Origin of the sequence: Exiguobacterium sp. UBA5002 (assembly GCF_002396765.1) — a bacterium.
In the GTDB taxonomy this organism is placed as follows: Bacteria; Bacillota; Bacilli; order Exiguobacteriales; family Exiguobacteriaceae; genus Exiguobacterium_A.
The window spans coordinates 80,912-102,454 of record NZ_DGYQ01000038.1; the positions used below are offsets into that span (position 1 = coordinate 80,912).

17 protein-coding genes are annotated in these 21,543 nt (G+C 45.4%); 8 read left to right on the forward strand and 9 right to left on the reverse strand.

All coding sequences use genetic code 11. The features are described 5' to 3' along the window. Window positions 1-387 precede the first annotated feature (387 nt). The 7 genes from B4C70_RS12125 to B4C70_RS12155 form a co-directional block, all read right to left on the reverse strand. Window positions 388-1,860 carry a phytoene desaturase family protein gene (locus B4C70_RS12125; RefSeq protein WP_290779754.1) on the reverse strand — a complete coding sequence of 491 codons (1,473 nt, stop codon included), beginning with the start codon at window positions 1,858-1,860 and terminating at the stop codon, window positions 388-390. Between the two features lie 15 nt (window positions 1,861-1,875). Then, on the reverse strand, window positions 1,876-2,952 hold the full coding sequence (locus tag B4C70_RS12130; protein ID WP_047396286.1) for a glycosyltransferase: 1,077 nt from the start codon (window positions 2,950-2,952) through the stop codon (window positions 1,876-1,878). Beyond that, entirely contained in the window at window positions 2,949-3,650 is a 702-nt protein-coding gene (locus B4C70_RS12135) for a lysophospholipid acyltransferase family protein (protein ID WP_029340975.1), read from the reverse strand. The genes B4C70_RS12130 and B4C70_RS12135 overlap by 4 nt, the downstream gene beginning before the upstream one ends. Further along, window positions 3,619-4,374: a carotenoid biosynthesis protein gene (locus B4C70_RS12140; protein WP_047396289.1), complete on the reverse strand. Its 756-nt coding sequence runs from the start codon at window positions 4,372-4,374 to the stop codon at window positions 3,619-3,621. Before B4C70_RS12140 ends, B4C70_RS12135 begins: the two co-directional genes overlap by 32 nt. A gap of 136 nt (window positions 4,375-4,510) precedes the next feature. Continuing rightward, a complete protein-coding gene (gene pssA, locus B4C70_RS12145; protein ID WP_023467401.1) occupies window positions 4,511-5,218 on the reverse strand; it encodes a CDP-diacylglycerol--serine O-phosphatidyltransferase in 708 nt (235 codons plus the stop codon). 60 nt (window positions 5,219-5,278) lie between these two features. Continuing rightward, window positions 5,279-5,746, reverse strand: coding sequence for an aminoacyl-tRNA deacylase (locus tag B4C70_RS12150; RefSeq protein ID WP_047396293.1), 468 nt, complete (start codon window positions 5,744-5,746; stop codon window positions 5,279-5,281). Next, on the reverse strand, window positions 5,706-7,088 hold the full coding sequence (locus tag B4C70_RS12155) for an MATE family efflux transporter (protein WP_290779766.1): 1,383 nt from the start codon (window positions 7,086-7,088) through the stop codon (window positions 5,706-5,708). The genes B4C70_RS12150 and B4C70_RS12155 overlap by 41 nt, the downstream gene beginning before the upstream one ends. 194 nt (window positions 7,089-7,282) lie before the next feature. Between B4C70_RS12155 and B4C70_RS12160 the strand changes: the two genes are divergently transcribed. After that, entirely contained in the window at window positions 7,283-8,056 is a 774-nt protein-coding gene (locus B4C70_RS12160; protein WP_214728736.1) for an enoyl-CoA hydratase/isomerase family protein, read from the forward strand. 57 nt (window positions 8,057-8,113) lie between these two features. Here B4C70_RS12160 and B4C70_RS12165 read toward each other — a convergent pair whose 3' ends face one another. Both B4C70_RS12165 and B4C70_RS12170 read right to left on the reverse strand, forming a co-directional pair. Further along, entirely contained in the window at window positions 8,114-9,265 is a 1,152-nt protein-coding gene (locus tag B4C70_RS12165) for a cation:proton antiporter (RefSeq protein ID WP_047396296.1), read from the reverse strand. Between the two features lie 140 nt (window positions 9,266-9,405). Beyond that, entirely contained in the window at window positions 9,406-11,193 is a 1,788-nt protein-coding gene (locus tag B4C70_RS12170) for a glycoside hydrolase family 13 protein (RefSeq protein WP_290779773.1), read from the reverse strand. A gap of 456 nt (window positions 11,194-11,649) precedes the next feature. On the opposite strand from B4C70_RS12170, the gene B4C70_RS12175 reads away from it, so the two are divergent. From B4C70_RS12175 to B4C70_RS12205, 7 genes are all read left to right on the forward strand, one after another. Continuing rightward, on the forward strand, window positions 11,650-12,906 hold the full coding sequence (locus B4C70_RS12175) for an extracellular solute-binding protein (protein ID WP_174316741.1): 1,257 nt from the start codon (window positions 11,650-11,652) through the stop codon (window positions 12,904-12,906). Window positions 12,907-13,032: 126 nt separating this feature from the next. Further along, complete coding sequence (locus B4C70_RS12180; protein WP_290779776.1) at window positions 13,033-14,388, forward strand: carbohydrate ABC transporter permease; 1,356 nt, start codon at window positions 13,033-13,035, stop codon at window positions 14,386-14,388. 1 nt (window position 14,389) lies between these two features. Beyond that, window positions 14,390-15,223 carry a sugar ABC transporter permease gene (locus B4C70_RS12185; RefSeq protein ID WP_023467409.1) on the forward strand — a complete coding sequence of 278 codons (834 nt, stop codon included), beginning with the start codon at window positions 14,390-14,392 and terminating at the stop codon, window positions 15,221-15,223. Window positions 15,224-15,245: 22 nt separating this feature from the next. Then, complete coding sequence (locus tag B4C70_RS12190; RefSeq protein WP_290779779.1) at window positions 15,246-16,769, forward strand: alpha-amylase family glycosyl hydrolase; 1,524 nt, start codon at window positions 15,246-15,248, stop codon at window positions 16,767-16,769. 34 nt (window positions 16,770-16,803) lie between these two features. Further along, window positions 16,804-17,835: a LacI family DNA-binding transcriptional regulator gene (locus B4C70_RS12195; RefSeq protein ID WP_035398727.1), complete on the forward strand. Its 1,032-nt coding sequence runs from the start codon at window positions 16,804-16,806 to the stop codon at window positions 17,833-17,835. A 228-nt stretch (window positions 17,836-18,063) separates the two neighbouring features. Further along, window positions 18,064-20,364, forward strand: a complete 2,301-nt coding sequence (locus tag B4C70_RS12200) for a glycoside hydrolase family 65 protein (protein ID WP_214856709.1) — start codon at window positions 18,064-18,066, stop codon at window positions 20,362-20,364. A 188-nt stretch (window positions 20,365-20,552) separates the two neighbouring features. Beyond that, window positions 20,553-21,404: a YitT family protein gene (locus tag B4C70_RS12205; RefSeq protein ID WP_214854759.1), complete on the forward strand. Its 852-nt coding sequence runs from the start codon at window positions 20,553-20,555 to the stop codon at window positions 21,402-21,404. Window positions 21,405-21,543: the final 139 nt, after the last annotated feature.

Genomic DNA, 21,543 nt, shown 5'->3' on the forward strand with positions numbered 1-21,543 from the left:
CAAGGTCTTTTTTCTATGGTCTGAGACCGGGGAGTCTCAGATTACTTCTACACCAGAGCGAACATCTGGACTACGAGATAGGTCTGTTTCGACCACGGGGATGGTCTTTTCTTTATCGAGCTATCTGTGGACCATTCGGATGAGACGATCTAAGGGGGAACGTCGTAAGTCATGCGAATGGACACACGATGAGTCACGTGATGAAATGGGTGGGTCCCAGTTGATTTCGCTGGTTAGAAAAAGTAAGTTCTTCAACGCTCTTGACTCGGGGAAGTCACCTTGCGCTTGATTGAGGATGTGGGGTCAATCACTACCTCTTGAACTCGAAGTAATCGTATCAAATCTTAGTTGTCCGTACAAGTGATTGATATGCAATTCACATAACGTTCACAGGGTAGCGGCGACAGCAGAGACGATTCGTTCACTTGCTAGTTTTCCTGAAAGCGTCACCATTGGACTACCACCACCAGGATGCGTTGATCCACCGGCAAAAAACAAATTGTGAACATTCTTTGAACGGTTGCTCGGACGGAGGAAAGACGACCGGATGCCATTGGATGACAAGCCATACAATGAGCCGTGATAGGCAAAGAAGGTTTGTTCGATATCCTGTGGCGTGATCCGTTGCTCGAAGACGACATCGGACGAAATATCAATCCCAAAGGACTGCAATCGTTGATTGATCAGTTGATCATACGTATCAAAATCAATCGCATGTCCAGTATCCGTTGCAGGTGCATTGACGAGCACGAATAAGTTATCACCCGCTTGTCCCATTTCCGGTGCTGTGACGGAAGAATTCGAGATATAGATCGTCGGCTCCTCAGCGTAACGTTTTTCATCAAAGAGTGCCTTGAACTCAGCTTCGTAATCCGAAGAGAAGAAGACGTTATGATGAGCCAGCCCTTCGATCCGACGTGAGAGACCGATACATCGAACATAGGCAGAAATCGACGGTTCGACTTGAGCAGGTGTCGGATTTTTAAAATCAGGTCGTGCCGTTTCTGAGATCAGGCGTGGATATTGTGTCAACAAATCACCGTTCATGACGACAAAGTCAACCGGTAGATATTCCAAGTGATTCAATTCAATTTCCGTTGCTTGTCCATCGACGACTTCGATCTGTGTCACTTCATCGCCAAGACGGATGACGACACCTAGTTCTTTTGCACGTCGAGCGAATCCTTCTGCGATTGCTGTATTGCCGCCATTCGTGAAGTAGACGCCGTCATTTAGTTCTAAATGAGCGATGAGACTGAAGGTAGCGGGTGTTTGATAAGGACTACTCCCGATATAGGTCGCATAACGATCGAGTGCCTGAATCAACCCTTTATCCTTAAAGTAGTGCTTATGCAGCCCATGAAGGTTTTGGAAGGGATGCACTTTCAACATGTCTCGCCAGAGGGAAGGGCGGATGAATGAATCTATATTCGTAAAGAATTGTTGTTTTGCAATCGTATGCAACTTCGCCACTTCTTCTTGATAACCTGTAATATCGTTTTTTGCCAACTGACCGTTCGTGAAACGATCTACTTCTGTCCGCATCGCTTCACGTCCAGACGAGAACGTTAAGGTGCGTCCGTCAGAAAAGTGATTGACCGTGTGACGCTCAAGTTTCGTGAATGTAAAGTATTCATCAGGATCCGCACCAGATTCAAGAATGACAGATTGAAAAACTTCCGGCATCGTGATCGTGTTCGGACCAAAGTCGAAGCGATGTCCTTCTGTGATGATCGGCATCATTTTGCCACCGATATGTGTATTGCGCTCGATGACCGTGACACGAAATCCTTTTGCAGCTAATGAGATGGCAGCGCTTAGTCCTCCAAGACCAGCTCCGATGACAGCTATATGCTTCATGATACTGATTCCTCCTTATGAATAGGTCCTACCCTTCCATGTGATTTCCCGTTTCCTAAAGCTTCGAATCATCGCACTTGCTAGCAAGATGACATAAAAGAATACAGCTAGTGGATGGAGCCACCAAACATGTCGGATTCGTGCCGCACGATCAATCCGGAATCGTGCTAAGTAAAGAAGAATCAGTGCACCACCCATCTGCCAGGATGGGTGAAGGATGAGATAAGGTAGGACACTTGCTTGAACCAAGTAAAAGAGTAGAAAGTATGATCCGACAACATAAGAATCGTTCATCCCACGAAAGACATTCTTTAGAAAACCTTGCCAGACCTCTTCATTCGTGGCGTACATATCACAAGAGACTGCTGGAGCGACTTCGACGAGCGTCGTCGTCCATCCGTATTTTTTAAATGTGCGACAAAGTTCTAAATCGTCAACGAGAGCCGATTGAATACTTTCATGTCCACCGACTTGATCATACGCACGTCGTTCGACGAGAACGACCATTCCGTTGGCTGCAGCAAACGCTGGATGCTTCACCTTGCGAAAAGGAATCGGAAGATGTTGTGCAATAAGAACATGTTGCATTGGAATCAAACACTTTCCAAGAAACGTCGGTACAGGAAAGGACGGGAAACCGGAAAGGAAAACGGCTCGTTCTGTTCGTAACGTTCCGTATAAGCGACAAATTGCATCAGGTGTCAGTGTCACATCAGCGTCGAGAAATAACAAGTAGTCCTCTGTCGTTCGTTTCGCGAGTTGATGACACGCATGGACCTTTCCTGCCCAGCCTGTTGGTAAGGGAAGACCATCAATCACTGTAAAACGGTCGTCTTGACCAATCCGATCGAGCAATAACTCGCGCGTCCGATCGGTCGAGCGGTCTTCATATAAGTAAACGTGCATCCCAGGTGTCAGAGCATGTTCTAGTGCGTCTAATAATTTTCGTACATTACGCTCCTCATTACGTAAAGGGATGCAGATTGCTAGACTATCTGGTTGAACGGGATCCGTTAATCGTGGTAAAAAAGCTAAATTGATCCATGTATAGAGACAGACAGCTAGAGCGAAGAAGAGAAAGAACCAACTCATGACCGAAATGCCCGTAACCAGCGCTCCGTTCGCGCAGGAAGTGGTTCCCTTCGTGTAGAGATACAACGATATAAATCAATACGTTCCGCAATTGCATCTGCTCGAATGTCGTCGTATAAGGCGGTTAGTTCTGCCGTCAGTCGTTTTGCCTGGGCACTTGAACGTTCCTCAGGTAATGGATGAAAGCGACGCGTCCGGATATAGATGTCCGGTTGCTGTTCATGGCCATATGAATAATAAAAGGCGACGAGAGACACGTGATCCGTATGACGCGTCAAATGTGTGGCACCACTTGCTAAGCGAAGCGGACGGTCCTCTTGATGACGTTCCTCGCCTTGAGGAAACATCCAGACGCTGCTGCCATTTTGAAGTCGTTCTTTGGCATAATGAAGACTTGTCTTGATATCCGCGAATGATGTCCGATCAACAGAGAAAGCTCCAAGACGAGAGAAGAACGGGAAGCGAGCAAGCCCTGCTTGGTCAATCATGACGTAAGGATCGTGATGGAAACAGGTCTGATCCAAATGAAAAAGAATCATACCATCCCACCAAGAACTGTGCGTAGCAAGCATGAGACCAGGGACAGGTAGATCGTCTGCTCGATATAAGACACGGTGGAAATGACGTCGGATCAAAGCATGATCAACATACGTATGAAATACGGATTCAGCTAATTTGCTTTTGTTTGCTTCTTTCAACGATAACCCCTCGTTTCACAATGAAATAGACGATGAATGCACTTAAGCTGACCAAAGTGACGCCATAGAGACCAGCAACTCCTGCTGTTACACCGAATAAAGTGTGCAACATCAAAAAGAGATACTGATTGTTTTGTTCGAGTGCGGCATCCGTCGCTTTGACTTGATAGCGATTGATGAAAAAGGAAAAGACGAGCGCCGTTCCATACCAGCCGAAGAAGTTCTGTGTCGGAATATCGTAATACCAGCCACCGTCTTGCCAAAGCCAATACGATTTCACGTTAGCAGCAACAGGATCAATCGCTAAATCGAGCCAGACGGCAAACAATGGAACGAGGATCAATGTACTATAGCGAAACGAAAACAAACGGGAGAAAGCGAGACTCGCCCCCATGACCGACAGCCATGCAGCCCCGATCGTAATCGGCACACCTAATAATTGAACACCGAAATCCGACTCATAACGATATGTTCCAAACGGCCAACCGGTATGGACCCCAATCGACTCAATGATGATCGAACCAAAGAAGATGAAGGGGATGACAAGACGACCCTTCGGTAAGATATGCCAAAAATAGAGTGCTGCGTATAAGCCGGAAGCGAATAAAAAGACGGCATTGGCCCACTCGAGCCAAGGGGGGAGTAACGAAAAACCAACTAAGATCAAGCCGATGGTGAACCAAATTGAAAAGAAAATCCAAAGACGTTTATGAAACTGCTCCATGCGTGACATTCCTCCATTTCCAAAATAGCTTCTGTCATAAGTATACCCATATATCTTGAAAACGAGCGAGGGAGAAGCGGTCCTATAAAAAAAGTGGTCCGGCTTCTCGCAAGAGAAACCGGACCACTTCCTACCATCATCCGTTTGAATGTTGCTTTTGCTTCTTCTTTTTGATGAACGAGAAAAGGAGAAACGCGATATACAACGGAACAGCAACGAACCAAAACGTCGACCATTCATTGCTACGAGCAATCATGACATACGTCACGTATAGCAATGTAAAGGTGATGACGAACGTATGGCGCGGAACGGGAATGTCTTTAAAACTTGGAATCTTGACACGACTGACCATCAAGAAGGCAAGACCTGTGAAGACAAGTGGAACCATCAAGTCGTTCATTCGTCCACTAAACAACGTAACAACGGCCAAAATACCACCTGCCGCCGTAATCGGTACACCTGAAAAATAAGCAGATGCCACATTCGTTGCCGATAAATTAAACCGGGCAAGACGGAATGCGCCGAACAACGGGAACAGAGCAGAAATTAGTAAACCAACTTCTCCGAATTCATAGAAATACGTATAGTAGGCCATCATTGCAGGTGCGACACCGAATGTCACGATATCTGCTAATGAGTCCAGTTCTTTTCCGAAGTCGCCTGCTACACCAAGCATCCGAGCAAGACGTCCGTCCAGACTATCAAGCATCATCGCGATGACGATTAGTAAGGTGGCATTTTGAAAATCACCTTTTGCCGCCATGACGATGGCTAAAAAACCACAATACAGATTTCCGAACGTAAATAGGTTGGGTATTGAATTACGAACACGATCTTTCCACAAAATGATTCCTCCTGCCACTTAATCGATACTACTCATCATACCATAATTAGGAGATGGAATTCAGCCGTTCGTAAAGAGAATCCCCTGAGTGAAAGATAAAAAATCATGAGGATTCAACCGAACTTGATGTCCACGTTTTCCGGCGGATACGATGATGAATGGTTCATGGATAGCACGATCCGATAAAAGAACCGGAAAGTTCTTCTTAGCACCGATGGCAGAGACACCACCTCGAATATAGCCAGTCAGGTCTTCTAACTCCTTCATCGGAACAAGCGCGACTTTTTTCGAATGCAATGCTTTAGCTGCTGCCTTAAGAGAGAGTTCTTCTTCCCCCGAAATGACGACAAAGACATATTTATTTTCGACCATTTTCAAAACAAGGGTTTTAAAAATGGTCGAAAGGGGGTAATTAATCTTTCTACCGACGGCTTCAGCAGATAAATCATCAAGATCAACAGGATAAGTGAGGGATTCGAAGTCAATCTTAGACTGCTTCAGAAGCCTCTCGACGTTCGTTTTGCTCATGTGTTTCTCCTTTGACGAGTGAGTATTGGACCCATTTCCGTCCGTGCCAACGTTTCATGGCGAAAATGCCACGGAACCATTCGTCAGCAGAGAAGGCAATCCAGATTCCAAGTAAACCAAGACCGAAACCAAGACCAAGTGTATAACTGAGGACGACCGCAATTCCCCACATCGATAGAATACCGATGGCGACAGGGAAACGGACATCTCCTGCCGATTTAAGAGTTCCCATGAGTACGATGTTCATCGCGCGACCTGGTTCAAGAATGACGCTTGCCCAGAGTAGTGGGATACCGATTGCAATGATTTCAGGACTCGATGTGAACACTGATAGAATCGATGAACCGAATGAAGCGAGAGCGACAGCTGAGATGAAGCTTGCGAAGACGGCAATTTTCAATGTTTTCACAGCACGTCCATATGCTTGTTCAAATTGTTGAGCGCCAACTTGGCGTGCGACGAGAAGTTGCGTCCCTTGCGCGATCGCAAGTGTAAATAGGAAACAAAGCATTGTGATGTTCGATACATACACACGAGCGGACAATGCTGCTTCACCAATCGTTGCGATGAATCCTGTGATGATGAGTTGTGAAAATTGATAGGCGATTCCTTCACCGGCAGATGGGATTCCGATGTTCATGATCCGTTTCACATCTTCCCGGTCGAAATGAATCAAGTCTTTTACTTTAAAACGTAATGAGAGTTTCCGGTAAACGACGAAGAATAAGACAAGGACAGCGATTGTCCGAGCGATGACGATCGACCAGGCGACACCGGCAACACCGAGAACGGGAATGCCGAAGAGTCCAAGAACAGCGATGACGTTACCAAAAGCACTAACGAAATTCATGAGTAGCGTGACATACATAGCATTTTTCGTGAATCCATGACTCCGGAGAATCGCACCGAGTGTCAGAGAGATGGCTTCTAAGAAAAGGAATAGACCAACGATCTTAATGAACGTTTCGCCATAGACGAGCGTCTCTCCTTCTAATGAGAAAAATCCAAGGAGTTGTCTTCCGAACAATACGACGGTCAGAGAAACGATGAGACCGGTATACAAGTTAATCGCAAAAGCAGAACGAGCAGTTTGACGAGCGTTTTGTGTTTTTCTTGCACCGAGGTACTGACCAATGATGATCGTTGCACCGACCGAGGTAATGTTAAAGAGAATAATGAAGATGTTCAAAATTTGATTGGATACACCGACTGCCGCAGCAGCGCTATCTGAGTAATAACTTAAAATCAACGTTGCAATGATCCCGAGGCTCATGTGCAATGCGATTTCAATAAACAATGGCCACGTGATGTGGAATAAGCTTGGTTGCTTGACTGTTTTCATAAAATAAATCCCCTTTGTTTCATAAAACGAATAGTGTTTCTTTATCTTTTTGAAACTATACGCCTTCGATTTTCATAATGAAAGAGGGTTTTTTGTGTTTCATTAAAAAAAAAGAGATTTAAAAGGATTTTCATAAAATATCACGAATACATCATAATGAACAATCATTCATTTTTAAAAGGTAGGGGAATCCGATGAAACGAGAAATGAATTATGCCGTCAAGGATCAGGTTGCGACGTTAACCCTTGCTCGACCGAAACAACTGAATGCATTAACTTCGAATTTATTGGATGAGTTAGCAGACGCTCTAGAAGAAGCGAATCAGGATGAGGAAGTACGTGTCATCGTCTTGACAGGCGAGGGACGTGGGTTTTGTGCAGGTCAAGACTTGAAAACTGTCTCACCTGAGCTCGATCATGGTGAATATTTACAACAGTATTATCATCCTGTCGTTCGTGCACTCGCTAAATCGAAGAAACCGACGATTGCTGCCATCAATGGTGTAGCGGCAGGGGCTGGGTTATCACTCACGCTCGCTTGTGATTTTCGACTAGTCGACAAGGAAGCGAAATTATCGCTTGGGTTCATTAATATCGGACTTGTCCCAGATGCGGGTGCTCCGTATTTCTTGCCTCGGCTAATTGGTGCAGCAAAAGCAACAGAGCTTGCGTTACTCGGTGACACGATTTCAGCAGACGAAGCTGTTTCGCTCAACCTTGCGACACGAAGCATCGAATCAGAGCAATTTGTAGAAGAGGTCACAGCGTTTGCTCGTCAACTGGCGGATCGTCCGACGAAAGTAATCGGATATATCAAGCAGCTACAGGCAGCGAGTTATGAAAATAACTTGGAGGAAATGCTTGCTCAAGAAATCATCTACCAGTCACGCGCTGGGAAAACGGAAGACCATCGTCATGCTGTTGAATCCTTCATCGAAAAAAAACGCCCTGTTTTTGTCGGACGATGAATCGAAGACATATATAGAAGAAAGACGTCGGAATCGCACGATGCGCCGACGTCTTTTTCACTTCAATTTCTTTTTGATTTTTCGTGCGGTCGCATGTGTACGATCCGTTAAGGCAGTAGAGATACGGAACAATAGAATTCCAAGAAAAGCGGAAACAAAAATATAAATTCCGGTCAACGTCACGAATGCGCCACTAGCGAGCGTGATGAATAGAATCGAAAATTCACCGCGTGGTCCAAGACAAAAGCCTGATTCGATCGCATGATAATTGGATAGACCGAACGATTTTCCACCGAGATAACCGACTAAGAATTTCGAGACGACTCCCCAAATGACAAGAGCGAAGAAAAATAGATCAATGGGTAACCCCTCAGTCAACTCGAATGACATTCCAAACGTGATAAAGAACAAGGGTAATAATAAGTCTTGGAACGGAGTGACTAGCCGTTTAAGATAACGCGTCTCATCCAGTTCGGTTAACAGAATACCGATGATGAAGGCACCGAGTACTTCGGATAGACCAAATAAGATTCCAATTCCAGAAAACAATAAGATTAAGCCGATGATCCCGATTCCAGCATCCGGGTGTCGATAGAGGGAATCGACTAACCGTCCACGTCTTCGAATAAATAACGTCATGATCATCAGAGCAATGAAGAAGAAGGCGAACCCGAGAAAGATGATGCTGATTTTGGCAACCGAGAACGTCTCAGTCCCTAAAACGAACGGTGCCGTCGTCAGTAAGATTGGTGCCATCAAATCTTCGAAGACGAGTAAAGACAGCACGAAGCGATTCACGTCTTGGTGTTTATCTGGTTCACGGTCGAGTAGCCGAGCAGAAATTGAAGAACTCGTCGCATACAAGACACAGCCGATCAAAAACGATTCGGCGACTGAAAAGCCAAACGATAGGGTCAACAGGATTGTTCCACCGAACGAAAGTAGAATATCGATGACTCCTGCTTTCCAAATGGAACGGAGCTGAATCAGCAAGTCCGCCACTGAAAATTTTAGACCGAGTAAAAAGAATAAGACGATGATGCCCGCTTCTCCTCCGAGTTTCAGCTCTTCGGGAGGATCGTAATAAAATCCAAGGACGATTCCAATCAAGATGAATGCCAGAATACTCGGGACGTGGAATCGTTCACTCAAGTAACTGATCGTAAACAAGCCGATGAGGATGAGACCGGCGTAAAAGAAAATTTCCATGGAGGATGTCCTCCTTTCTGTACTCTATACCCTAATTCGATGGCATTCATTAACTTGTTTCTATCCTGGAGAACGGATACAGAAAAAAGCCTGTACACAAAACTTCTTTTTTAGAAGGTGAGTGTACAGGCTTTAGATAGTTATAAGACTTGAACGATCGTTCCAGAATACGCAGGGAGAGAAACGTCAAGTGTCTGCTGGTGCGTGTTCGTCAATAAATCAAGCCCTCGACCAGCTTGTGGAGCGGTCAATGAAACAGGAACATCTGAATTGTTGAAGTAGATATAATACAATCCTTCCGGGCTCATGCGACGCATGATGATCGTATTCGTCTCATCATTCGCATGAACGAAAGAGATATGCCCTTTGTTCGCGAGTGTCTTATGCTGCTTTCGAAGCTGTAACAAGTGTCGTGTATAGGCGAATAACTCCTGATCCTGCTCTTCAGGATCCCACGGCATACATTTTCGGCAGCCTGGATCTTGATCGCCATCGAGACCGATCTCATCACCATAATAGATGACGGGACTACCTGAGAACGTCAACATCGATAACAAGAGAAGACGAAGCTTCTGTTTGTTATTCCCAGCACGCGTCAACGCACGCGGTGTATCGTGTGATCCGATCAAATTAAAGGTCACTTCATTGACATTCATCGTGTTTGAGAACAACACATGCGACATATCGTTCGCATACGAGCTTGCTTTAGTCTTATCTAAGGCAAAGAAGTTCAAAGCGGCATTCGTAAATGGATAGTTCATGACGGCATCAAACTGGTCACCGAGCAACCATTCCTGTGAGTCATGCCAAATTTCACCAAGGATATACGTGTCAGGGTTGACTTCCTTGACGACTTGACGGAAATCACGCCAAAATGCGTGATCGACCTCGTTGGCGACGTCGAGTCGCCAGCCATCGATTCCGAATTCTTCGACCCAGTAGCGGGCGACATGGAGTAAGTATGACTTTACTTCATCGTTCTCGGTGTTGAATTTCGGCATTTCAGGTACGAAAGCAAACGTATCGTAGTTCGGCAATGGTTCTGTCACGAGCGGGAAATCACGCAGATGGAACCATTCTTTATAGGTTGAATGACTACCATGTTCACGGATGTCAGCGAATGCTTTATGGTGGAAGCCGGCATGATTGAAAACGGCATCTAACATGATGCGAATCCCGTGTGCGTGTAACAGATCGACCATTTCTTTGAATTTCTCTTTCGTACCGAATTGTGGATCAATTTCTAAGTAATCGATTGTGTCATATTTATGATTCGATTTCGCCAAGAAGATCGGGCAGAAGTAAATACCAGTGATACCAAGTTCAACGAGATAATCGATGTGATTGATGACCCCTTGGAAATCTCCACCGAAAAGATTCGTCGTCGTCGGTGCTGTACTATTCCACGGAAGTGTACCGGCTGGATCATTCGTCGCATCGCCATTTGCAAAGCGATCTGGGAAGATTTGATACCAAACTGTATCCTGGACCCAATCCGGTGCAGTGAATACGTCGACTGCATTAAGGAAAGGAACACAGAAATAGTAGCCTGTATCATCGAGCGGTTTTTCATCGAACCATCCACGCTCTGTAAAGACTTGGCTTGTTGCACCGTCATGGAGACGGAAACCATATCGTAGACGACGGAAGGGAGGAACAACATCGATGAACCAATAATCATATAGTTCATCTGATCCACTTCGCTTCATCGGCGTTTCGAATGTATTCCAGTAGTTGGATTTTGAGGGATCGAAGTTCCAATCGGCAGCATCTGGGTTTTCAGTATGCCAATCATATGGATCGCCCCATATCAAATCGACGTGATCAACGTCATTTTTTTTCGTTTGTAAACGGATGTGGATTGTTCGCTCATCATATTTATAGACGAACGGAGACATCGCGCGGTGAAACACAGCTTCTTTGAACATGGCAGTCACTCCTTAACGCAATCGCTTGCATCATATTGATAATGTCTTCGACCTAAGAATAGTAAAGCGCTTTCTTAAAGTCAATTCCAATCCCGTGAAATCAAGGATTCCTGATAAAAGTCGAGAGTATGATGCAATCGTTTGCATCATGTTGTGCAAACGATAAAAATGAAAACGTTTTCTTTTTTTATGTACTTATTCTCTACAGCATTTGATTCAAATAATGAAATCAAAAATAAAAAGTTTTGAAATGTAAGAAAATAATTGAATAAAAGGACTTGTCAAAAGGATTTTAGATTGTATAATAAAAATGTAAAGGTGATGCAAACGTTTTCATAAAACGCTTACAATCACTCGGTTGTTATCATGAGAAAATGGTTGTGCCTTTATGCAAACGTTGTGCATTAAAACTTATCATTCATAAGTTAACTTGGGGAGGAAATTTTAATCATGGAAATGAAAAAATTCGTAGCAGGTCTCTCTGTATCTGTCATGGCAATCGGTGCACTTGCAGCATGTGGCGGTGGATCAGATTCTGAATCATCATCTTCAGATTCAGGCAGTAAAAAACCAAGCAAGATCGTCATCTGGGAAGACACTGAAAAAGCTGAAACGACTAAAGCGGCAGCTAAAGCGTTCGAAGAAAAAGAAGGCGTCAAAGTTGAAGTCAAAGAAGTTAAGATGACAGATCAGCAGAAGAAAGTAGCACTTGACGGACCAGCAGGTAAAGGACCGGACATCATGCTTCTTCCACACGACCAAATCGGTACAGTCGTTGACCAAGGCTTGATCGCAGAACTCAAAGATGGCGAAAAAGCACTTGAGCCATTCATCGATACAGCGAAATCAGCAGTAACGTTTGACGGTAAAGTCTACGGATATCCGAAAGCAGTTGAAACACCAATCCTCCTTTTCAATAAAGATGAATTAAAAGAAGCACCAGCTTCAATGGATGATCTGTACAAGATCTCAACAGAGCAAAAGAAAGACGGTAAATACGGATTCCTCGCGCTTTGGGATAACTTCTACTTCGCGCACGGTCCAATCGGTGGCTACGGCGGATATGTCTTCAAAGACAACGGTGGCAAATTGGATCCAGCAGATATTGGCTTGAACAACAAAGGTGCTGTCGAAGGTATGGATTACATCGGCAAGTGGTACAAAGAAGGTCTCTTCCCGAAAGGTCTTATCGGTGGTGGCGGTGGTCAAGCACTTGACCAACTCTTCGGCGATAAAAAAGCTGTTGCTGTCATGAACGGTCCATGGGCAGTTGCGAGCTATAAAGAAAAAGGCATCAACCTCGGAGCTTCAGCACTTCCGAAACTTCCAAACGGTGAGCCGATTAAAACATTCGTTGGTGTAAAAACATACGCGATTTCAGCATACTCGGAAAATGCAGAGTGGGCTGAGAAGTTCTTGGCATCACTCACTGGTGAAGAGAACGCGAAAGCAATGTTCGAAAAATACAATGAGATCCCACCAGTCACTGCGCTTCAAGAAGATGCAGCAATCAAGGATAACGAAGTCGCAGCAGCAGTCTTCGCACAATCACAAAACGGTGTGCCAATGCCGAACATCGCTGAGATGGGTCAAGTTTGGGAACCAATGGCAGCAGCACTCCAGCTTGTTGCAACAAACAAACAAGACGCACAAAAATCAGCTGATGATGCTGTCAAACAAATCAAGCAACAAATCGAAGCAAACAATCAATAAGCGTAAATGGAACGCGTGAATCCATGACAAAGAGATAAAGAGAGGGGGATCTTGGATTCCCCCTCATCTTTATGGTTGGAAGAGAAGCCTGAGGTCAGACATGACCTTTGGAAAGGAGAACGGACGATGGCTGCGATTGCAACACCACACCCGACGAATCCAACGCCTGAAAAAAAGACGAACCACCGCACGATTGCGGCGCTGATGTCGATCATTCCAGGAGTAGGACAACTATACAATAAACAATTCCTTAAAGGCGCGACATTTTTTGTCGTCGTACTATCATATTTTCTCGTCAACTTTGAACTGTTCTTCAAAGGAGCCGGAAATGGTCCTGGCGATCGCGGAGCGATCTGGGGCTTGATTACACTCGGTGAGGTACCAGGCGTAAGGGGGGATCACTCGATCTTTCTAATGGTCGAGGGCATCATTGCCTTGATTTTACTTGTCTTTGGTATCGCCGTTTACGTCTGGAACTTTATCGATGCGTATCGAATCGGTAAGTTGCGCGACATGAACCTCGAAGTACCTTCCTTGAAGATGCAACTACGGAATTTCCGTGATAATGGATTCCCGTATGCGATGTTGATTCCTTCATTAGTACTTTTAGTGTTCACAGTCGTCTTACCGTTGATTTTTACTTTTTTGATTGCTTTTACAAACTATAAGTTCAACAACTCGCCGCCAGCAAAGCTTGTCGACTGGATCGGGGTTCAAAACTTCTTGAATATCTTCACGGTTGATATTTTCCGCGACACGTTCGTCAGCGTTCTTGGTTGGACGCTTGTCTGGACAGTCGCTTCGACGACAGGTGTCATCGCGATCGGTATCGGACTGGCAGTCTTACTGAACCAAAAGGGACTCAAAGGAAAACGGTTCTTCCGTTCCATCTTGATCCTGTCATGGGCAGTACCAGCGTTCATCACGATTTTGATCTTCCGCTCGATGTTCAATGAGACATTTGGTGTCTTCAATACGACATTACTACCAGCGATTGGTCTCGATAATGGTCTCGACTGGATGACGGATCCGACGTATACGAAGCTTGCATTGATCGGGATTCAGTGGTGGTTAGGTTTCCCATACATCATGACACTGACGACAGGGATCTTGCAGTCGATTCCAGAAGATCTCTATGAAGCAGCAACAATTGATGGAGCGACAGCAGGAGAGAAATTCCGCTTAATCACGTTGCCGATGATTCTTTTCGCAACAGCACCGATCTTGATCACGCAGTATACGTTCAACTTCAATAACTTCAATATCATCTATCTCTTCAACAACGGTGGACCGGCAGTACCGGGTCAATCGGCTGGTGGAACGGATATCTTGATTTCGTGGATTTATAAATTGTCGCTTGGCGCGAACCCGCAGTATGGATTCGCAGCAGCGATCACGCTTGTGTTGTCGTTCTTCATCATGACGATTGCCGTCATTCAGTTCAAGCGTTCAAAATCATTCAAAGATGAGGATATGATCTAATATGAGAAAACAAAACCGAATCAACATGGCGTTGTCATATCTCATTTTGACGGTCGCCTCCATCATTATCGTCTATCCACTCCTTTGGGTCGTTGGTACTTCACTTAACCCAGGGAAAAGTATTACATCGGATATCTTCCCAAGTAATCCGACTTTGATTCACTACTTCGATTTGTTCGATCCGTCAAAAACGGATTATGGCATGTGGTATTTAAACACAATCAAGATTGCCGTCATCACGATGGTCGTCTCCGTCGCGCTAATCACGTTAACAGGATACATTTTTTCACGCTATCGCTTCGTTGGTCGGAAAAATTCACTCATCTTGTTCCTCGTGTTGCAGATGGTACCGCAATTCGTTGCCATTATTGCGATTTATGTCTTGCTTAATATGTTAGAATTGTTTGATACGCATCTGGCGCTCATCCTACTCTACTCGGGTGGCGCGATTCCAATGAATACGTATCTTGCAAAAGGATATTTCGATACGATTCCAAAAGAACTCGATGAGGCGGCACGGATGGATGGTGCCGGTCACTTACGAATCTTCTGGCAAATCATCTTACCGCTCGCAAAACCGATGGTCGCCGTCATCGCGTTGTTCAACTTCATGGCACCATTCAACGACTTCATTTTAGCATCGCTCGTCCTGCGTTCTCCTGAGAAACAGACACTTGCGGTCGGGTTGTACAACATGGTGTCGGAGCAGTTCGACAATAACTTCACGTTATTTGCGGCAGGTGCCGTATTATCAGCAGTTCCAATCGTTCTTCTCTTCTTCGCATTCCAGCGCTTCTTCGTGTCTGGATTGACAGCAGGTGGAACGAAAGGATAATCATAAGGGGGAAATCAGCGGCATGAGACGAGGCATAATGCTTCTCCTCTTGCCGCTTCTCTTGTCTATCGGGCTTCAACCGATGACGGGTGAAGCAGCAGGTTGGGAAAAAGAACGAATGTATTTCATCATGGTGGACCGGTTCGAGAATGGCGATCCGAGTAATGATCGAGAGGCGGATCCTGAAAATCCAAAAGCGTTCCAAGGTGGCGATTTAGCAGGTGTGACGAAACGTCTCGATTACATCAAGGAAAAGGGATTCACTTCGATTTGGTTGACGCCGATCTTTAAGAACCGTCCGAATGGTTATCATGGATACTGGACGGATGATTATTACGAGATTGATCCGCACTTCGGAACAAAGGAAGAGTTTAAACGTCTCGTCAAGGAAGCGCATGAACGGGATATCAAGGTCGTCCTTGATCTTGTCGTCAATCATTTAGGACCAAATCATCCAATGGTGAAAGAAAAACCGGAGTGGTTTCATAAAAATCAACCGATCATGAACTGGAATAACCCGTCGGAAGTCGAGAATAACTGGCTGTTCGATTTACCGGACTTCAATACGGAAAATCCGGAAGTCGTCGATTATTTAGTTGATGTCGCAAACTACTGGGTCGATGAAACGGGTATAGACGGATACCGGCTCGATACGGTTCGCCATGTGCCAGCCTCATTTTGGGAAACGTTTATCCCAGCAGTCAAAGAAAAGCATCCAGACTTATTCTTGTTGGCTGAAGTATTCGATGGAGATCCGCGAAAAATCGCGTCCTATTCAAAATTAGGTTTTGATTCCGTGACGAACTTCCCGTTTTATTATGGAGTCAAGGATCAGTTTGCCCGCAAAAATGGTTCAGCGGAAGAGCTCGATTCAGTTTATAATCGAGATACTACGTTTAATCCGAATGCCAAGGGACTTGCAACCTTCATTGATAATCATGATGTCAAGCGCTTCATCACGGAAGCAAAGATTGGTGGAGCAGATGAAGAGGAGCGGCAGCTTCGATTAGCGCTGTTCGCACTCTATGCTGCACCAGGGATGCCGATCGTCTACCAAGGAACAGAGGTGGCGATGCCAGGTGGTGAGGATCCCGGAAACCGGATGATGATGACATTTGATCAGAATAAGAAGATGCAACAGTACGTAAAAACGTTGAACGAGATGCGTCAGGACTACCCAGCGTTTGCAACAGGGAAGCAACGCTTGATCGCAAAAACCGATCATATGGCAGTCTACTCACGGGAGACGAAACAACAAAAAGTCATTTACGCGATTAATCTTGGAGAAAAAAAGACGAGCTTACGCGTGTCTGCGAAAGAAGTCGGTGATGATCAGCGTCTAAGAGGACTTTTATTCTCAGACTTGGTGCGTCAAGATGGTGACGCCTATGAGATCACGCTTGATGCAAATAGTGCGAACAGCTATGTCATCGAAAAGTCACAAGTCAACTGGTGGTCGATCATCGCAATTGGTGCGATTGCTCCGATTTTAGCGCTCATACTTCTTCTCGTTCACCGTAAACGCATGCAACGTCAAACAAAATAAAATACTTAACTAGGGGAAATGTGAGGTGAAGGGGATGCAGGTAACAATCAAGGATGTAGCACGGGAAGCGAATGTCGCACCCTCGACGGTATCACGCGTCATTGCGAATAGTTCACGCATCAGTCAAAAGACGAAGGAACGGGTGCGGCAGGCGATGGATGAGCTCGGGTATTATCCGAACGTTCATGCGCGCAGTCTCGCGAATCGAACGACACAAGCGATCGGTCTCGTCATGCCAAGTGCTGCAACAAAAACGCTACAAAACCCGTTCTTTTCGGAGGTCATTCGAGGAATCAGTACAAAAGCGCATCAAAATGGATATTCGTTATATATGACGACAGGTGTCTCGGAAGAAGAAGTATATGAAGGTGTCGTCTCGATGGTTCAGGGCCGTCGTGTCGATGGTGTCGTCGTACTGTATTCCCGTACGGATGACAAAGTCGTTCAATTTCTGCAAGATTCGAAGTTTCCGTTCGTCGTCGTCGGAAAACCATTCAGTGATTCATCACATGTCACGTATGTCGATACGGATAATTATCTAGCCGGTCGCGAAGTGACGAAGTACTTGCATCAACTTGGGCACGAGTGTATCGCATTCGTCGGAGGCGCACAGGACTTAGCTGTGACGCAAGAACGTGTCGGGGGTTACAAGACGGCTCTCATGGAAGAGGGCATCCCGATTCAAGAATCCTACATCGTCAGTGCACCATTCATGACGACAGGAGGCGCTGAGGCAGTCAAACGACTGATGTCGCTTGAACATCCGCCGACGGCTGTCGTCGTCAGTGACGACATGATGGCACTTGGTGTCATGAGTACCCTGAATGAGATGGGGATCGGTGTGCCGGATCAAATGGCCGTCGTCAGTTTCAATAACTTGTTCATCGCAGAATTCTCAAGCCCACCGTTGACTTCTGTTGAAATCAATATCTTTGGACTTGGTTTTGAAGCGACGAATTGTTTGATTGAACAAATCAATGAAGATGCGACCCCTTATGGGAAGCGCGTCATCGTTCCACATTATCTCGTCGTCCGTCAGTCTTGTGGCGGAAAATCTGAAGCGTGAAACAGAAGTCTATTTTTAAACCGATTGGTTTGAAAATAGACTTTTTTTGATTCAAATGGATGTCGATTTCTAGTAAAAGGAAGCGGTTGCAGAAAAAGAAATTTATTTTCGTGCAAACGATTGCATTGATGCTTTTTATGTGTACAATAAAGAATGTAGAGTATAGATGAAACGCTTACATGTTCAGATTGACTGACATGCGTAGCATAAAAAAGGAGCGACTTGACGATGAAACGACTTTTTGAGGTCAATGAGTGGAAAATTACAGAGCTTGGTTTTCATCCAGAAGATAATCGATTGGCAGAATCGATGACATCGATCGGAAACGGTCATATGGGAATGCGCGGAACGTTTGAAGAAGAGTACACAGGGGACACGCATCAAGGCATGTATGTCGCAGGTGTTTATTATCCGGATAAGACACGTGTCGGCTGGTGGAAAAACGGTTATCCGGAGTACTTCGCGAAAGTACTCAATGCTGTCAACATCATGGGTTTGAAAGTATCTGTCAACGGAAAAACTGTTGATTTGAATACGTGGGAAGTCATCGACTTCAAACGTGAACTTGATATGCAACATGGTGTGTTGACGCGGGCGATGTTGTTGAAGCATGGAGAAGAAGAGATAAAAGTCGAATCCAAGCGTTTCTTCTCGATCGTCGATAAAGAAATTGCTGCCTTGCAATATACGGTAACACCTGTCAATTTCGAAGCAGAGGTCATCATTGAATCATATCTCGATGCGGATGTTGAGAATGAAGACTCAAACTATGATGAGAAGTTCTGGCTTCCCGTTGAACACGGAATTGAAGAACGGTTTGGTTATGTCACATCAAAAACGAAAAAGCTCGATTGGCATGTGACGGCAGCTATGATCACGGACGTCGAAGGCGCACGGTGTGAGGTCGTCGATGGCAATACGCAGTACGTCGCGAATCGTTTCACGAAACAAGCCGCAGTAGGTGAGGGTGTCACTGTCGAGAAATTCGTTGCGCTCGTAACGAATCGCGATCATGAAATCGATGCGTTACTGGAGCAAGCGATGAAACGGGTTCACGTCGCATTCGAATCAGGCTTTGAACCATTGCTTGCGACACATGAAGCAGCTTGGTTGCACCACTGGGAAGAAGCGGATGTGAAGATTGAAGGTGATGTCGAGGCACAGCAAGGGATTCGTTTCAACATCTTCCATATGTTCCAGACCTACACAGGTGAAGACTCACGCCTCAACATCGGACCAAAAGGCTTCACGGGCGAGAAGTATGGTGGTGCGACGTATTGGGATACAGAAGCGTACTGCTTGAACTTTTACCTTGCGACGTCGAAACCGGAAGTGGCTTGGAATTTACTCAAGTATCGCCACAATCAATTACCGCAAGCAAAAGAAAATGCGGATAAGAATGTTGGGATGAAGGGTGCGCTTTATCCGATGGTGACGATGAACGGAGAAGAGTGCCACAACGAGTGGGAAATTACACATGAAGAAATTCACCGGAACGGTGCAATTGCGCATGCGATTTATAATTACACGAACTACACGGGTGACACATCGTATCTCGGACAATACGGATTTGAAGTGTTAGTCGAGATTGCTCGTTATTGGGCAAGCCGTGTCAATTATGTGGCGCATAAGGATGTCTATATGATTCTTGGGGTGACGGGACCAAATGAATACGAGAACAACGTCAACAACAACTGGTATACGAATTTGATCGCAGCATGGTGTCTCGAATATACGCAGACCGTTCACCGTCATTTGGCACAAGAAGAACCAGAACGTTTGCAAGAACTCATGCATCAATTAGCGTTGACGGATGAGGAACTGGCGAAGTGGGCAGATATCGACGCGAAGATGTATTATCCAAAAGATGAAGCAGCTCCTGGTATCTTCATGCAACAGGATGGCTTCATGGATAAGGAACAAATCCTGGTCGCTGAACTCGATCCAAAACATCTTCCGCTGAACCAGAATTGGTCTTGGGACCGGATCCTTCGCTCTGTATTCATCAAACAGGCAGATGTCCTGCAAGGTCTCTACTTCTTGACGGATCGCTTCAGTCTAGAAGAGAAGAAAGCGAACTTCGATTTCTATGAACCACGTACGGTTCACGAATCATCATTATCTCCGTGTATCTACTCGATCATTGCAGCGGAAGTCGGCTATGAGGAAAAAGCGGTCGAACTGTACCAACGTTCGGCACGACTTGACCTTGATAACTACAACAATGATACAGAAGACGGATTACACATCACGTCGATGGTTGGATCTTGGATGTCGATCGTCCACGGGTTCGCCGGATTACGGGTAGCGAACGATACGTTGTCCTTTAAGCCGATGTTGCCAAAAGGCTGGACGAGCTATGCGTTCCGGATGCAGTGGCGCGGTCATCATATCCATGTCCATGTTCAGCCAAACGCCGTCGAAATCACTCAGACGGAAGGCGAAGCATTCAGCTTAAACGTTCATGGAACGACTGTAGAAGTTCCGGCAGGAGGAAAGATTACGGTGCCTGCTTCGATGACAGTATAAATACGATGAAAAAGAACCGATGCCAAGTCGGTTCTTTTTTTGTGTAACACGAATTAGAGGACACCTTTGTCACAAATGAAAACGCCATCATGAAAAAGAACATCAATCTTTGGAAATCTTGACTATCCGGCGACATTTGAATGTGCTAAAGTGTTTCAAGATAGTTATGAATGAGAGGAGAACGGCGTGTGACAGCAGTAGTAAAGGAAAGTATGTTAAAAGTGATTGTGGCTACGATTGGAGGATTCGTCATTGCCGTTGCCATGAACTGGTTTTTGATTCCAAGTGGTGTTTATTCGACTGGATTTACAGGACTTGCCCAAATCTTGACGCAAGTCCTTCAAAATACAGCGTTTGCGTTTGGTGAAAACGTTTGGTTCTTAGCGCTGAACATCCCTTTGATCGTGCTTGCATGGATCATGTTAGGTCGGAGTTTTACAATCGTCACGTTGATTTCGGTTCTGGCAACGACGATTTTTATTGGCCTTATTCCTCAATATGCTGTCATACCAGGTGATCAGACACTGAATGCAGTGTTTGGAGGGGTCTTGCTTGCGATTGGTACCGGTATCACGATTAAATTCGGTGCTTCGACGGGTGGGTTTGATATCGTTGCCCTCATCTTTGCCCGTTTTTCCGATCGCAGTGTCGGCTTATATCTGTTCGTCTTGAACTTTTTGATCGCACTATTGGCAGGTGCCTTGTTCGGCTGGTCGACTGCCTTATATACGATCGTCTTCATCTACGTGACTTCTAAGGTCGTCGATGAGATTCATACAAGTAACCAACGCTTGACGATTTTTATCGTCACGAATCATGCGGATGACATCACGACGGCTCTGCATCAGCACATCATTCGTGGAATCACGCAGATTCCTTCGATCGGTACGTATTCACGAGCTGAGAAAGCGACGTTGATGATGGTCATTGAGCGTCACGAATTGCGGGATATCGAACGGATTTGTCGGGAAGCGGACGAGACAGTATTCATCAACGTCGTCGCGACGGACTCGGTCGTCGGATACTTCCGAAAAGGATAATGAAAAGAGGCTGACTCAAAAGTCAGTCTCTACAAAGATAAGGGTGGCAGAATGATGATCTGCCATCCTTATCTCGTAACAAAAAGAATGACGCATCACACGCCACTCCTACAGGGACAAGCGCATTTATGCGCTGTCA